General features: G+C 30.6%; 14 protein-coding genes. 6 read left to right on the top strand and 8 right to left on the bottom strand.

Going from position 1 to position 12,557, the window contains the following annotated elements:
* Positions 1 to 70: 70 nt before the first annotated feature.
* The gene (locus tag OCU47_RS02655; protein WP_261827047.1) at positions 71 to 703 is read right to left on the bottom strand and encodes a TVP38/TMEM64 family protein; all 633 of its coding nucleotides are present in this window, start codon (positions 701 to 703) and stop codon (positions 71 to 73) included.
* A gap of 586 nt (positions 704 to 1,289) precedes the next feature.
* On the bottom strand, positions 1,290 to 1,889 hold the full coding sequence (locus OCU47_RS02650; RefSeq protein WP_261827046.1) for a hypothetical protein: 600 nt from the start codon (positions 1,887 to 1,889) through the stop codon (positions 1,290 to 1,292).
* Between the two features lie 353 nt (positions 1,890 to 2,242).
* Between OCU47_RS02650 and OCU47_RS02645 the strand changes: the two genes are divergently transcribed.
* Positions 2,243 to 3,340: an iron-containing alcohol dehydrogenase family protein gene (locus OCU47_RS02645; protein ID WP_261827045.1), complete on the top strand. Its 1,098-nt coding sequence runs from the start codon at positions 2,243 to 2,245 to the stop codon at positions 3,338 to 3,340.
* A gap of 144 nt (positions 3,341 to 3,484) precedes the next feature.
* Here OCU47_RS02645 and OCU47_RS02640 read toward each other — a convergent pair whose 3' ends face one another.
* Together OCU47_RS02640 and OCU47_RS02635 are read right to left on the bottom strand one after the other, a co-directional pair.
* Positions 3,485 to 4,303, bottom strand: coding sequence for a TPM domain-containing protein (locus OCU47_RS02640; protein WP_261827044.1), 819 nt, complete (start codon positions 4,301 to 4,303; stop codon positions 3,485 to 3,487).
* Positions 4,303 to 4,872 (bottom strand): LemA family protein, encoded by a 570-nt coding sequence (locus OCU47_RS02635; protein ID WP_261827043.1) that lies wholly within the window; start codon positions 4,870 to 4,872, stop codon positions 4,303 to 4,305. Before OCU47_RS02635 ends, OCU47_RS02640 begins: the two co-directional genes overlap by 1 nt.
* Positions 4,873 to 5,207: 335 nt before the next feature.
* Here OCU47_RS02635 and OCU47_RS02630 point away from each other — a divergent pair, with 335 nt between their 5' ends.
* Complete coding sequence (locus tag OCU47_RS02630; RefSeq protein ID WP_261827042.1) at positions 5,208 to 5,768, top strand: NADH peroxidase; 561 nt, start codon at positions 5,208 to 5,210, stop codon at positions 5,766 to 5,768.
* Between the two features lie 88 nt (positions 5,769 to 5,856).
* The gene (locus tag OCU47_RS02625; protein WP_261827041.1) at positions 5,857 to 6,183 is read left to right on the top strand and encodes a DUF1540 domain-containing protein; all 327 of its coding nucleotides are present in this window, start codon (positions 5,857 to 5,859) and stop codon (positions 6,181 to 6,183) included.
* A gap of 251 nt (positions 6,184 to 6,434) precedes the next feature.
* Here the strand turns inward: OCU47_RS02625 and OCU47_RS02620 are convergent, their stop codons facing one another.
* Entirely contained in the window at positions 6,435 to 6,755 is a 321-nt protein-coding gene (locus OCU47_RS02620) for a carboxymuconolactone decarboxylase family protein (RefSeq protein WP_261827040.1), read from the bottom strand.
* Positions 6,756 to 6,804: 49 nt separating this feature from the next.
* Positions 6,805 to 7,215 (bottom strand): cupin domain-containing protein, encoded by a 411-nt coding sequence (locus tag OCU47_RS02615; protein WP_261827039.1) that lies wholly within the window; start codon positions 7,213 to 7,215, stop codon positions 6,805 to 6,807.
* Positions 7,216 to 7,426: 211 nt separating this feature from the next.
* Here OCU47_RS02615 and OCU47_RS02610 point away from each other — a divergent pair, with 211 nt between their 5' ends.
* The 3 genes from OCU47_RS02610 to OCU47_RS02600 all read left to right on the top strand — a co-directional run bounded on the left by OCU47_RS02610 (position 7,427) and on the right by OCU47_RS02600 (position 10,703).
* Positions 7,427 to 7,873 carry a MerR family transcriptional regulator gene (locus tag OCU47_RS02610; protein WP_261827038.1) on the top strand — a complete coding sequence of 149 codons (447 nt, stop codon included), beginning with the start codon at positions 7,427 to 7,429 and terminating at the stop codon, positions 7,871 to 7,873.
* A 202-nt stretch (positions 7,874 to 8,075) separates the two neighbouring features.
* A complete protein-coding gene (locus OCU47_RS02605; protein ID WP_261827037.1) occupies positions 8,076 to 8,627 on the top strand; it encodes a DUF6609 family protein in 552 nt (183 codons plus the stop codon).
* Positions 8,628 to 9,146: 519 nt separating this feature from the next.
* Positions 9,147 to 10,703, top strand: coding sequence for a glycosyl hydrolase (locus OCU47_RS02600; protein ID WP_261827036.1), 1,557 nt, complete (start codon positions 9,147 to 9,149; stop codon positions 10,701 to 10,703).
* A 211-nt stretch (positions 10,704 to 10,914) separates the two neighbouring features.
* On the opposite strand, the gene OCU47_RS02595 is transcribed toward OCU47_RS02600, so the two are convergent.
* Complete coding sequence (locus OCU47_RS02595) at positions 10,915 to 11,505, bottom strand: cyclophilin-like fold protein (protein ID WP_261827035.1); 591 nt, start codon at positions 11,503 to 11,505, stop codon at positions 10,915 to 10,917.
* Positions 11,506 to 11,534: 29 nt separating this feature from the next.
* On the bottom strand, positions 11,535 to 12,386 hold the full coding sequence (locus tag OCU47_RS02590; RefSeq protein ID WP_261827034.1) for a DUF3737 family protein: 852 nt from the start codon (positions 12,384 to 12,386) through the stop codon (positions 11,535 to 11,537).
* Positions 12,387 to 12,557: the final 171 nt, after the last annotated feature.

Here is a 12,557-nt window from a genome sequence, read left to right as displayed (position 1 = left end):
CCCATAATCAACATGAGAAAAGTATAAAATATAAATCTTAAGCTTTTACCCAAAAAAACATTAAGAATTCTTAAGACTTTTTAATTTTGTTCCATATACGAAAGGTGTAATATGATACCAAAACAATTACAATAGCCACAAAAATCCTAAAAATAGCTGTCTCCTTGAATCCATTTCCTAAAAATCCATACAAAAATGTCATAGGAGCACTAGCTATTAACACTGTTAGAATTGATTTTTTATAGTTCAATTTTATACATGCAGCTAAAATAGTCATGAAATCCGAAGGAGTTACTGGGCAAGCTACTCCTAATGCTAAAACTTTATAGCCATGCTTGCTAAGAACTGTTATGTTCTCTTTATTTTTTTCAAAGAACCCTTCTCCTAATAATTGTTTTTCAAAAAATATTCCAATAGCATACAAAATGCTATGTGAAATTACTAAGGATAAAATTGATAGAAAAAATCCCTCATATGGGCCAAATACCATACTTCCCCCAATAGTAAAAATAGTTTGAGGAATAAAAAATGCTATTCTCACCGTTGAGAATAATACAAATAAAAATCTCATCTTAATTGGATTGTCCCCAATAATAAGATTAATCTTATTAAAATCTGTTGTAAGTAATCCCATGCTATATAAAATAAGCACAATTATTATCCAAAAAATTAAAGTCATAATTATTTTATTTCTTTTTTTCATACGAATCCCCATCCTCATTAGTTTAGTAGCATGCAAATACATAACAAATTTATTCACATTCATAAATAATGAACTTTTTCTCTTAAAAACAAGAAAATGTATTTGATGCACTTGTCTATTTTCTTATTTTAAATTGATTTTTTTAAGATTTTATACATATAATTCTTAAGATTCACTAAGATTTCAATAGCATTTAATTGTTGACGATTTTATCCGATAGCTAGCATCCGTAACACTCCAATCTTATATGAAACTCATCTTCCTAAAGTCAGATGAGTACTCACAGAGTAAGCGACCATTATCAAATCATAGATTTGAGATGTCTGCTTAACCGATTCACACTAAATTGATTTTAATGAAGTTAACTAATTCATTAGTTAACTAAGTTCAAGTAACCAAATCATAGATTTTGGCTTTCACTTATTTGCTTAAGTTGGAGATAACGGCTGCACGCTCCTGGACGAGGTACCCCTTGAGGGTGTAAGTTCAACTAAGATTCAGATGGGGATACAAAATATACTTCCAAATAAAAATTCCCTTAAACCTAAGTCTAAGGGAAGAAAGGACCTGAATTATTCACTTTAAATTACACCATTCTCTGAAAATTCACAACATATTTTGAATGAGGAAGGTACTGAACGTTATACTTACTTCCTTCATATAATTTTTCTCCATATGAATAACCTCCTGAAAACATAATTCCATTAACATTCATGTGGTAATTTACCAAAGACTCATGTCTATCTTCGTAAAATTTCACCACTCCTTCTGTAGTTGAATAATTAGCTTCTACTACACATGGTATATCCATTATTAGATTTCCTATATTCTTTATATTCTTAAATGAAAAACAGAAAATAATAAGAACTACTGCCAATAATATAAATACATTTTTACCAGAAATGCCAGTAGACTTATCCATTTTAGTGTCTGATTTAATATTTAAATATATAAATTTTATTATCAATCCAGCAGCAATAGTTATCATAGCTGCAACACTTGGAATATAAAGATTCCTAAATATTTCACAGATAATATACCCTGCAGCCTCTCCATCAGGGGATGAAGCTATGGGATGTACCACTATAAAAACAGAACTTAATATCATAATCACCAGTAAAATAATAAATGCATATAAACTTGTAAATTTATTTTTTATATTCTTACCTCTCTTTTCTTCCACCATATTAAAAACCCACCTTCTCACAAATTAATATAATCAAAATATTAATTATATGGTAGTATATCAATATTGTTTATTAATAAACTTTGTGTTAAATATTGTTATACTAATTTAACAATACTTAACACTATTTACAAATAAGTTTACCTTTCTCATTATAAATTTCTTCTTAAACAATATTATCAATAAATCCAAAAAATATTTTATGCACAATTAAATCATATTGTGAAAAATTTTTCTTTTCATAATCTTAGATAATAATCATCATTGTTTTCAATTACACAATATTGAAAACAAATTGTATAATATACCTATAGCATTTTTATAATACTTACAAATTGAAAGGATGATGATTTATGGATTTTAAATATTCAATGCCTACTAAAATATATTTCGGTGAAGAATCAGTTTTAAGAAACAAAGAAGTTTTTAATAATATAGGAAGCAAAGCTTTAATTGTTACAGGAAGAAGCTCTGCAAAAAAGAATGGTTCATATGATGATGTTGTTAAGGCACTTTCTGAGGTGGGAATAGAACATATTCTTTTTGATGAAGTGGAAGAGAACCCTTCTTTAGAAACTATTGAAAAAGGAAGTACTATCGGTAAAACCAATAATGTAGATTTTGTCATAGGTATAGGTGGAGGTTCCCCTATGGATGCTTCAAAGGCTATGGCTGTTTTTATAAAAAATCCAGAAATTAATATGGATAATATCTTTGATGGAAAGCAATTAGAAAGTATCCCTGTGGTTGCAGTTGCAACAACTTCTGGAACAGGTTCAGAAGTCACTCAATACAGTATTGTAACTTCAAATAAGGAAAAAACAAAGAAAAATTTAGGCCAATCAGTATTTCCTGTAGCTGCCTTTCTTGATAGCAAATATACCTTTAACTTACCTTATAATATAACTGTAAATACAGCTATTGATGCCTTTACTCATTTAGTTGAAGGTTATCTAAATACAAATAGCACCTATATGTCTGAACTTTATGGTGAAAGAGGATTTGAGTTATTTAAATATTGCTTTGAAAAGCTTGTAAATAAAGATTTAGATAAGGAATTTAGAAGTAAAGTTATGTTAGCCTCAACTTTAGCAGGAATACAAATATCTCAAACTGGAACATCACTACCTCATGGCATGGGATACTCACTTACATATTTTAAAGGACTTCCCCATGGCTTGGCTAATGGAGTATTAACAATAGAATATTTAAGAACTTTTAAGGATAAAACAAAGGTTAACAAAATGCTAAATATTCTTGGATTCAATACCTTAAATGAATTAGAAGAAATCTTCACAAAATTATTTAAAGTAGATATCGATATAACTACTGAAGAAATAGTAGAATATTCACAGGCTTTTGTTTCTAACAAAGGTAAATTGAAGAACCACCCAGAAGAAGTGTCTTTAGAAGATGTAGTAAGAATTTATAGCAAGAGCCTCCTAAAATAACTTGAAGTTTATATCAATAAAAATATATATAGCAAAAATGGAGAAAGTATCTAAACCTTCTCCATTCACAATAGTATGATTATTACTTTTTAATATTATTATTTATGATTCCAATCATATATGGATGCATCTTGTCCACCTACTCTACCAATCTCCACTAGATCCTCCACCATCAGATGAACCACCGCCAAAATCTGATGAATCAGAGCCTGACCCAGAGTCAGAACTACTGTCTGAATCACTATATGACGTACCAAAGAAGCTATGTGAACGCCTAGACATATATTTTTTTCTATTTTTAAACAATGCAACAAGGCAAATTAAAAAAAATCCATATTTTCCAATATCAAATGAATCTACAAATTTATCTTTTAAAGCTCCTAGGGAATCAGATAACTGTGTTTGAATGCTAGGTTCTTTTACATGTAGAGAATTATCTAAAGTAAGATTTTTCGCCTTTGCAATACTATCACAAAAAACTGAATAAGAGTTTATTAAGCCTTCTGCATATTTATCATTCTTAAATTTTGGAGTAGCATAAGTTTCCATTATATCTTTGCACTTTAGATCAGGTAATACCCCTTCAAGACCAGTACCAACTTCAACTCTATATTTCCTATCATTCTTAACTATAAGTATAAGTAATCCATTGTTTTTGTCTTTCTTTCCTATACCCCATTCTCTAAATAAACCATTTGCGTATTCTTCTATGGAATGTCCATTCAATGTACCTATTACAACTATAGCAGCTTCTGCACCTGTTTTATCTTCTAATTCTCTTGCTAAAGATACAAGCTTATCAGTATCTCCTTGATTTAATAAACCTGTATAATCATTTACATACTTATACATTGTAGGTTTTGGATACTGTCCCTCTGCATTTACTGTAGTAGGAAGTACTATTCCTACTACAAGTAATATTATAACTATACAAAATATCCTAACCTTATTTACCCACCTCATTATTTAGAAAAATCCACAGAAGGTACATTCTGCGCTCCTTCACTTGCCTTGTACAAAGCTTTTTCTTTAAAACCAAATATATTTGCTACTATATTAGTAGGAAAGGTCCTTCTCTTTACATTATAATCATTAGCAGCAGCATTATAATCCTTTCTTGCTATTGCTATTCTATTTTCTGCTCCTTCTAATTCAACAGTCAAATCTCTAAAATTCTGACTTGATTTTAAATCCGGATAATTTTCAACTACAACTAATAATTTTGAAATTGCACTTGATAATTCACTATCTGCCTTAACCTTGTCTTCAGTAGTTGATGCTCCTGCCAATTTGGTTCTTGCATTTGTCACACTATCTATAACACCTTTTTCTTGCTTTGCATACCCCTTTACTGTATTCACTACATTTGGGATTAAATCATTTCTTCTTTGCAGCTTAGTATCTATGTTTGATGAGGCTGTATTTACATTCTCCTCAAGCCTTACCAAACTATTATACTTATTCACTATCACTACCCCTAGAAGAAATATTACCAATACAATTCCTGCTAATAACCTTCTGCTTGTCCTCATGTTAACCCTCCTATAATTCTAATTTTTATATTATCAAGCCATTTACCACAAAACTTTAATGTAGTAATGCCAAATTTGAATACTTACCCATTTTTTATTTAAACTCCCATTTATAATATATTATACATTTTTATAAAATTAAATAAAACTACTTCTACACTAATCGCATAAAATTTTATTTCAAACTCTTTCGTACTTCTATGTCTTTCATATAATAATTTTCAATATCATATTAGATAATAAAAAATGCAAATAATTTTTAATTCAATAGAGAATAATATTAATTAGGTTTTTGTACCTTTAACAACTAATTTATTGCTATGGAGGGACTATAAATGAAAAAATTTATTTGTACTGTATGTGGTTATGTCCATGAAGGAGATAATCCACCAGAAATTTGCCCTATTTGTAAAGCCGGGGCTGATAAGTTTAAAGAAATGACAGATGAATTGAACTTCGCTGATGAGCACAGAATAGGAGTTGCAGAAGGCTGTGATGATGAATTATTAGAAGGATTAAGAGCTAACTTCATGGGAGAATGCACTGAGGTTGGAATGTATCTTGCAATGTCTCGTCAAGCTGATCGTGAAGGTTATCCTGAGGTTGGTGAGGCTTATAAGAGAATAGCCTTTGAAGAAGCAGAACATGCTGCTAAATTTGCTGAACTTTTAGGTGAAGTAGTAGTTGCTGATACTAAGTCCAACTTATCTGCTAGAGTTGAAGCTGAATATGGTGCCTGTGAAGGTAAAAAGAAGCTAGCTACTATAGCTAAACAAAAAAATCTTGATGCAATTCATGATACAGTTCATGAAATGTGTAAGGATGAAGCAAGACATGGTAGAGCTTTCAAAGGCTTACTTGATAGATACTTTAGTAAGGTGTCCGAAAATAAATAATAAGTCCAAATAGAATAGTATATAAACCTATATACTTTCAGATACCTAATAAAAATATTTTAAAACTTATATAAAGGAGTGAGTCTTTATGCAAAAAATTACTTGCAGTGTATCAAATTGTTCTCATAATAAAACTGGACTTTGCTATTCAAACAGAGTGGATATTGGAGGTGCCACTGCATCTACTGAGGCAGGAACTGTATGTGGTTCATTCTTAAATAAATGTGAATATAGCAGTTTAACTAACAATACTAATTCTTCAGGGCCATGTGATGCTCTTACCTGCAATGTTACAAGCTGTGGACATAATGAAAATAAGCTATGTAATTTAGATTCTATACAGGTAGCTGGAGATGATGCTCATATATACACTGAAACAGAATGCTCTAGCTTTGATGCTAAACCATCTTGGTAATCCTTATTAAACACAAATGTATGAGTATATCCAAATAACAGTATTTCATATAAGAATTATTTACAGTTAAGCATCTAAAAATAAAAATAGTTATATAGTTAAACTTTTTTATATTTAACTATATAACTATTTAAATATATAAATATTTATAGTAAAAATGCCACTTGAAGCTTATTAGCTCCTAATAAAAGCATCTTGATATAATCTAATCATATGTTAAGCTAATTAAAATTTAGCCTCTTAACTACTATTTAATCCTCCCAAACTTCCTTTGCTAGTGTAAATGCTGCCCAAGCATTAGGCCATCCAACATAAAATGCTAAGTGTGTAATAACTTCAGCAATTTCTTCTGCTGTTACTCCATTATTTTTTGCATTTGCCATATGGTATTTCAAAGAGTTATCGAAAATCCCCTTTGTCATTAGTGCAGTTACTGTAATTAGACTTCTATCTCTAAGTGACAACTTATCTTCTCTTGACCACACCTCTCCAAATAAAACATCATCATTTAATTCTGCAAATTTAGGTGCGAAGGTTCCAAGGGCATCTCTCCCTGCTGTTTGCTTTTTCATACTTATCTCCTTTCTTTATAATAGAATTTTCATCCTGTCTTATCACATACTATCCTAATTTTTTATACTCTTCATCTGTCACTGGTTCACACCATTCGTTAGAACCACCTTCTACTGGAATAGATAAGGCTAGATGTGCAAAAGCTTCCTCTGCTACAGCACCATGCCAATGCTTAATCTCTGGAGCTATATAGACTACATCACCACTCTTTAAAAGTTGAGGTTCTTTACCAAACTCTTGATACCAGCCATGACCACCAACACAGATTAATATTTGTCCGCTGCCGTGATGAATATGCCAGTTATTACGACATCCTGGTTCAAATGTAATATTACAGATAACAGCTTCCTTATCATTTAAAAGGCTTAAATAGCTTTTCCCGATAAAATATTTTGCATAAGCAGTATTCTCTTCTCCAAGTGAAAAATTAGATACCTTTTCAAGTTCCTCTATATTCATATCTTTTCTCCTTTTCTTTTCTATAATTCATAGAATAAAAGCATCTTTTAATCTTGCATAAGTTCCTTTTATATCTTATGATATATTTATTCTAATACCTAAACCTAACTTTAGGTCAATACTTTATTTATACTTGGCATCAAAAAATAAATAACAATTTAAAATAGCATATAAATCTATTTGCTTTTAGATGCATTATGGGAGGAAATTTATGAATTATTCAATTGGTGATGTTTCAAAGATGTTAAATATATCTATCTCAGCTTTGCGCTACTATGACAAAGAAGGCCTTCTCCCACTTGTGAACAGAACAGGTGGTAATATAAGAATATTCGATGATACAGATGTTGAATGCTTAAAAATGATAGAATGTTTAAAAAATACAGGTATGCCCCTTAAAGAAATCAAACAATTCTTTGAGTGGTGTGAAGAAGGCGATTCTACCATCGAACAGAGATATGAGCTATTTCTCCATCAAAAAGAACAGACTAAAAAACAAATTGCAATTCTACAAAATGCACTTGAAAGAATTAATTATAAATGTGAATTTTACAGAATTGCTAAGCAAAAAGGAACTACTGAAGTTCCGGGATTAAGAGAAGAACTGGCTATGAAGTTTTTACATAAAGAAGCTGAAAAAGATACAGATAACTTGTAGAAAATTCTTTAAAGATTAACCTTAAAATTTGCTATATATTTAAGTAGAAATGAAAAGTAATTTTAAATTAAAGAAAGTGAACTCTATGTATTCAATTATATTGAAATTAATGTTATAATTAGCAAATAGAATCTGTAACTTCTTGTTGTTTTGTAAAATATTGTGCATTTTAAAGAAGTTATTAATTTAAGGAGGGAGTACTATGGTAACAGATAAAACTGCATTAAGTAAATCTATATATCCTTATCCAAGACAACGGGTATTTGGTTTATTTCTTATAGGTGTAGGTATTACCATGATAATATCAATAATTTTGGGAACTGATCAATATCCTAATGTTTGGATATTTATTGTTGGATATGCTATGAGCATGATAGGCATAATGTTTAACAAGAAAATTAGAAAAAGATTTTCTGTTGGTGAATCAACTCCATTGCAGGAGAAGGCTTCTAAATTTTCAATGCTATTTATAGCTGTAGTTACTCCAATTATCGGCATGTCTTTAAGTGGGACAGGCAATTATAGACTTATATGGTTACTTGTTTTATTGGCAGTTGGTATTCACTTCATACCTTTCACATTAGTTCATGGAAAATTAGCATTATTACTTGCTATATTATTAATTATAAATTCATGTATTGGCCTATATTTAATTAGTATATCATTTGCTATATTTAGCATTATAGATGCACTTATAAAATTATTTATAGGAATCATACTATTCAAATTAAGTCCTAAAAAGCAATCACTCTAGATAAGTAAATATAAAAATATGACATAATGTTTAATTAAAGAAAAGAGCAGCCTTATTCAATTTATAAATAAGGCTGCTCTTTCTTGTAATGTAAATTAGTTAATATGGAAAAATATCGAATTATTATACACTTAAAAAATATATTAAGATTGACTGTTTAATTATATAAAAGTTTTATGATTATTTTTTAATAGTTTAATTCTTATAACAATTAGACTTATATGTAAAGTAACTAAAAGCATTAGTAAACTCTATAATTTAAAGTGTAAAGAATATTGAAATTTTTATTTGCGTAATTTTAAGCTTAAAAAATAAATTTAAGAGCCTAAAAACACAATAATATCAGTCTATTATTTCAAGAAAAAAAATAGCAGCTTTAGGATATTATTTGATTATATTACATTATAATGAATTAAAATATAACTTATAGGACACAGAAACTTTACAATAATAACTTGTAAAGTTCCATCTAATTAACTTCAGTTATTAAAAAAATATTATTTTAAGGAGGAATCTATAATGAAAAAAAACTTACTCAAACCACTTTCCCTTTTGTTAACGTTTGCATTAGTGTGCTCTTTGCTAGTGTTTAGATCTACACCAGCAAAAGCAGACTCTTCCCTCCCAATAAAAGTGGAAGCAGAATCCTGTACTCTTGGTAATGGGGCTACAGTTACCAACAATGTTTATGGCACTAAATATCCTGGATATTCAGGAGACGGATTTGTATGGGCAGCAAACTCAGGGACAGTAACCTTAAATGTTACAGTTCCTAAAAATGGCATGTATGAAGTTTCTACAAGATGCTGGATGTATCTTGGAAACAAGGGTGATACTAGACTTCAGGTTCTTAGCATCAACGGAGTAGCACAAGGTAATTTCTATATTCCAAACAAGGGTGGCTGGGCTGATTACAGCTTTGGATATTTTTATCTTCAAGCTGGACAAACAAAAATAGAAATTGGTTCTTCTGGAAGTTGGGGCTTTGTACTTTACGACACAGTAACCTTTGACTATGCAAAAATGCCTGCACTAAAGGTTGACTCTGCTCCATGTGATGTAAACGCAACCACAGAAACAAAAAACCTTAAAAAGTATCTTACAAGCGTTTACGGAAATCATATTCTTTCTGGACAACAAGAAATTTATGGTGGAGGAAATAACGGAGATGCAGAACTCGAATTTAATTATATCCATGACAAAACAGGTAAATATCCTGCAATTAGAGGTTTTGACATGATGAACTACAATCCTTTATACGGATGGGAGGACGGCACAACAAACCGTATCATTCAATGGGTAAAACAACGTGGTGGCATCGCAACTTCATCTTGGCATATCAATATACCAACTGATTTTGCAAACTATAAACTTGGTGATAAGTTAGATTGGAAAAATTGTACCTACAAACCAACCTCTAGCTTTAAAGCTTCTAATTGTCTAGACAAATCAACAAAGGAATATGCTTACTTGATGCTTGCAATTGATGATCTTGCAAAACAACTTAAAACTCTACAAAATGCTAATGTTCCTTTACTTTTCAGACCTTTCCACGAAGCTGAAGGTAACAATAATATCAATGGTTCTGGTGCATGGTTCTGGTGGGGTTCTTCAGGAGCAGAAGTGTACAAGCAACTTTGGCAGCTTCTTTATACTACTCTTACTGAAAAATACGGTATTCATAATATAATATGGGAAGTAAATCTTTATACCTATGCAAACTCAGCTCAATGGTATCCAGGAGATAAATATGTAGATATTGTTGGCTATGATAAATATGAAGGTTCTCCTTACACTTGGAAAACAAGTGCTGCAACAACAGCATTTCTATCACTTGTAAATGACACAAATGATACAAAGATGGTAGCAATGACAGAAAATGATGTAATTCCAGACATTCAGAACATTGTTAATCAAGGAGCATGGTGGTTATATTTCTGCCCTTGGTATGGCGATTTCATTACAAGTCCAACTTATAACGACTCTGCTCGTCTAAGTGCTATTTACAACAGTCCATATGTAATAACACTAGATAAACTTCCTACAAATCTTTATGGAACAGTTACTAAACCTTGATATGTAACCCCGTAAACACTATTCAAAGTAGCCTTAATTTTATTGTTAATTGAGCTTTACTAGAATCCCACTCAGGTAAGTGTCTAGTTGTATTAATTAATGTAGTATCTAATATGATTTATAACCCTTATTAATATAAATATAAAAAAACTAGGAGGTTACTCGCTATAACTATAGCAAGTTGCTTCCTAGTCTTTTATGTTTCTTATTTTTATTTGCTTACTGAAAATGCAACTTTCACTTCGCCTGACCCTACTGCCTCAGCAAGTCCTGCTGTTTTATCTATATGTCCAAGTTTTACGTAGCTGTATGAAGTATTGAATGTCTTATAGAAAAGAACAAGGCAGTTGTTTCCATAAAGCATTAAATCACCTTCATTAATTTTGCCCGGACAAGATGATGTGCCTGGCAGGTTACTTGACAAATAATTATATTTTTCATTGCCATAAAGGTCAGACATGTACACTGTTAATGGAAGCTGTTTAACAAATGCTTTAGCAGTGTCATTATTCTCGATAGTTGCAGTAAATATTTTGTTGTCCACTGTTATATTCATAGTAGTCATTTTTTCCACTTGTGCTGCCTCCTTTTTATTATCTACCGGTGTTACGTTTTTCTCATTATCCACTGGTGTTATCTTCTTATTATCTATTGGAACTGTATTGTGTTCATCAGCTGATTTATTTTTAGAATTGCCAGATGCTTCAGATGATGAATGTCCATTGTTTTCTATATTATTATTACATCCAGCAAAAGTAAACATGATAACAAGAGTAAAAAATATAAATACGATTTTTTTCATTTTACTACCATTTGCGTGTATAAATCTTTCTATAACTTTTCTGCTTCCATATAGCTAATCTCTGTTCTCTCAGGATTTATCTTTGTTGCATCCATAATCAATTCACCAATGCCCTCTGCACAGATTCTACCAGCAGAAGGATTCATTACGCTATCAATAGTGTTGTTAATATGTACATCTACTGTAGAATATTCAAATGCCAGTGTAGTATTTAACAATTGACAGTTTTTCATTACAAGATTATCAATATAACATAGGCCCTGTAAGCTTTCAATAGTACAGTTTACAAAGGTCAAATTCTTAGAATTCCATCCCAAGTATTCTCCTGAAATAAATGAGTCATAAACTGTTACATTTTCACAGTTCCAAAATGCATCCTTTGACAGCATCTTTGCGTTATGAATCTCAATATTTTTCGCTCCATCAAAAGAATAATTTCCTGACAATTGAAATCCGTCAATTTTAATATTTGTACTGTTCATGCCAAAGTAATCCCCTTTGGCTGTTACATTTTTTAAAGAAATCTCATCGCAGTTCCATAAAGTCTCACTGGCATTGTGCATGGTAACATTCTCTAAAGTAATGCCTTTTACACGCCTAAAGTTCTTCGGTGCATCAATAATAGTATTGGTTATTGTAATATTTTCAGTATACCAAATTCCAGAACGAGCTGTTTCAAAAAATGTACTGTTCTCTACTACAATATTCTTACAGTACCACAACGGATATTTCCATTTAAACATACTGTAGTCTATTTTAATATCTTTACTTTCCTTTAATGGAGATTCCCCATCAGCAAATGTTGAATAAGAAATCTGTAAATCCTTGCTATTGAATAATGCTCTTTCACCTGTTAAAAATTGTTGTTTTATTAGTTTCATTAGCTTATCCTTCTTTCATTAATCTCTCGTGTACTTGCTTGTACACTATTTGATTTTATTTATATAATCAAAGCAATAAAATCTAAATACACTGAGTTGTCACAATATAACCAATTTTTATTGATTAATAGTGCTACTCATTGTATTTAGATTTAGATTTTCACTTTTTAT

It is taken from the genome of Clostridium sp. TW13, assembly GCF_024345225.1.
Taxonomy (GTDB): domain Bacteria; phylum Bacillota; class Clostridia; order Clostridiales; family Clostridiaceae; genus Inconstantimicrobium; species Inconstantimicrobium mannanitabidum.
Note: the sequence above shows the minus strand (reverse complement) of the source record. Positions and strands in the feature narration are given on the sequence as shown.

What these genes read in the sequence shown, in the direction of transcription:
- OCU47_RS02655 (WP_261827047.1), bottom strand. Translation starts at nt 703, where the DNA reads ATGAAAAAAAGAAATAAAATAATTATGACTTTAATTTTTTGGATAATA.
- OCU47_RS02650 (WP_261827046.1), bottom strand. Translation starts at nt 1,889, where the DNA reads ATGGTGGAAGAAAAGAGAGGTAAGAATATAAAAAATAAATTTACAAGT.
- OCU47_RS02645 (WP_261827045.1), top strand. Translation starts at nt 2,243, where the DNA reads ATGGATTTTAAATATTCAATGCCTACTAAAATATATTTCGGTGAAGAA.
- OCU47_RS02640 (WP_261827044.1), bottom strand. Translation starts at nt 4,303, where the DNA reads ATGAGGTGGGTAAATAAGGTTAGGATATTTTGTATAGTTATAATATTA.
- OCU47_RS02635 (WP_261827043.1), bottom strand. Translation starts at nt 4,872, where the DNA reads ATGAGGACAAGCAGAAGGTTATTAGCAGGAATTGTATTGGTAATATTT.
- OCU47_RS02630 (WP_261827042.1), top strand. Translation starts at nt 5,208, where the DNA reads ATGAAAAAATTTATTTGTACTGTATGTGGTTATGTCCATGAAGGAGAT.
- OCU47_RS02625 (WP_261827041.1), top strand. Translation starts at nt 5,857, where the DNA reads ATGCAAAAAATTACTTGCAGTGTATCAAATTGTTCTCATAATAAAACT.
- OCU47_RS02620 (WP_261827040.1), bottom strand. Translation starts at nt 6,755, where the DNA reads ATGAAAAAGCAAACAGCAGGGAGAGATGCCCTTGGAACCTTCGCACCT.
- OCU47_RS02615 (WP_261827039.1), bottom strand. Translation starts at nt 7,215, where the DNA reads ATGAATATAGAGGAACTTGAAAAGGTATCTAATTTTTCACTTGGAGAA.
- OCU47_RS02610 (WP_261827038.1), top strand. Translation starts at nt 7,427, where the DNA reads ATGAATTATTCAATTGGTGATGTTTCAAAGATGTTAAATATATCTATC.
- OCU47_RS02605 (WP_261827037.1), top strand. Translation starts at nt 8,076, where the DNA reads ATGGTAACAGATAAAACTGCATTAAGTAAATCTATATATCCTTATCCA.
- OCU47_RS02600 (WP_261827036.1), top strand. Translation starts at nt 9,147, where the DNA reads ATGAAAAAAAACTTACTCAAACCACTTTCCCTTTTGTTAACGTTTGCA.
- OCU47_RS02595 (WP_261827035.1), bottom strand. Translation starts at nt 11,505, where the DNA reads ATGAAAAAAATCGTATTTATATTTTTTACTCTTGTTATCATGTTTACT.
- OCU47_RS02590 (WP_261827034.1), bottom strand. Translation starts at nt 12,386, where the DNA reads ATGAAACTAATAAAACAACAATTTTTAACAGGTGAAAGAGCATTATTC.